General features: G+C 37.6%; 2 protein-coding genes. Both read left to right on the forward strand.

Annotation, left to right across the window (positions count from 1 at the left end; all coding sequences use genetic code 11):
- The first annotated feature begins 76 nt into the window (after positions 1 to 76).
- Positions 77 to 955 carry an aminoglycoside phosphotransferase family protein gene (locus CHI06_RS28910; protein ID WP_095252066.1) on the forward strand — a complete coding sequence of 293 codons (879 nt, stop codon included), beginning with the start codon at positions 77 to 79 and terminating at the stop codon, positions 953 to 955.
- A gap of 97 nt (positions 956 to 1052) precedes the next feature.
- Positions 1053 to 1493, forward strand: a 441-nt coding sequence (locus tag CHI06_RS28915) for an AAA family ATPase (RefSeq protein WP_218833134.1), incomplete at its 3' end; no start/stop codon positions are given.

A 1493-nucleotide genomic window follows, 5' to 3' on the forward strand; every position in this document is an offset into this window, starting at 1 on the left:
AGTGGAAGAAGGATTTCAAAGTGTTGGGGTAGAAAACAATCAATTAGGATATAGAAAAGGATAGGAGAAGTAATTAATGATTATCAATATCGATTTAGTAACAAGACTTATTAACGAACAGTTTCCAGAATGGTCTCATTTATCTATCACACCTGTAAAAAATGGTGGAAATGATAACAGAACATTTCATTTAGGTAATCATATGAGTGTAAGGTTACCTAGTGCAGCGGGCTATGCTCCACAAGTGGAAAAAGAACAAAAGTGGCTTCCAATTTTAGCAAAAAAACTTTCATTGCCAGTTTCTAGTCCAATAGCTAAAGGAAATCCTAGTGAAGAATATCCTTGGTCCTGGTCCATCTATAAGTGGCTTGAGGGAGAACACCTATCTCATAACAATATTAATAACCTTAATCTGCTAGCAAAAGACTTGGGGTCATTTTTAAATGAATTACAAGACATTGATGCTAGTGGAGGTCCCTTAGCTGGTAAGCATAATTTTTATAGAGGTGGGTCATTATCTACATACAATGAGGAATCCCGAAATGCTATTGAGAACAACAAAGAGATTTTTGATGGAGGTTTGTTAAGTGAAATATGGAACTTAGCTTTAGATTCTGAATGGGAGTCAGAGTCTGTGTGGGTACACGGTGATATAGCACCAGGCAATTTGTTAGTGAAGGATAGAAAGCTTTGTGCAGTTATTGACTTTGGTATATTGGGAGTAGGTGATCCTTCGTGTGATGCAGCAATAGCTTGGACTTTCTTTGATGATACCAGTAGAAAAGTGTTCAAAAATAAAATAAATTTGGACGAAGGAACCTGGAATAGAGCACGAGGATGGGCTCTGTGGAAGGCATTGATAACATATGATGCTCACATAGACTCTGATAAAGTGATTGCAGAAGAAGCCTCTAATACTATTTGGACAATAGTAGAAGATTACAAAAAATTTTAATGGTTTGAAATGGTATTCTTCAACTAACGGTTGCGTTAGTTTAGCTTGAAAAAATGATTTTGCTATAAAATGATAAAGCAAAATAGTCGTTAAGCGATTGACTATATATTACTTACTGGAGGTGAGAACTATCCCGACACTTCATTTAATGGTTGGTCTCCCGTGCAGTGGTAAAACTACCCTTTCACGGAAACTCGAAAAGAAATATTCTGCACTACGTCTAACTCCTGATGAATGGCATATTCGCTTGTTTGGACATGATATGGATGACAAAGACCATGATGCTAGACACGACTTAGTGGAAAGTCTACTTTGGGATGTTGCTACTAGAGTTTTAGTTCTTGGCGTAGATGTTATTTTAGACTTTGGATTTTGGGGACGTAGGGAGCGAGATGATTTTCGTTCACGAGCAGCAGAATTAGGGGCTGGCTTTAAGATACATTTTTTAGATATACCAGAAGAAGTGCTTTTAGAGCGTCTTGCAGTAAGGAATGCTCACCTCCCTCAAGGTACATTTCGGTTACCTGAGACTACCCTT

It is taken from the genome of Bacillus sp. 7884-1 (genome assembly GCF_002272245.1).
Taxonomy (GTDB): Bacteria; Bacillota; Bacilli; order Bacillales; family Cytobacillaceae; genus Neobacillus.

Excerpts from the sequence above, each read along its gene's own strand:
- CHI06_RS28910 (WP_095252066.1), top strand. The coding sequence starts at position 77 with ATGATTATCAATATCGATTTAGTAACAAGACTTATTAACGAACAGTTT.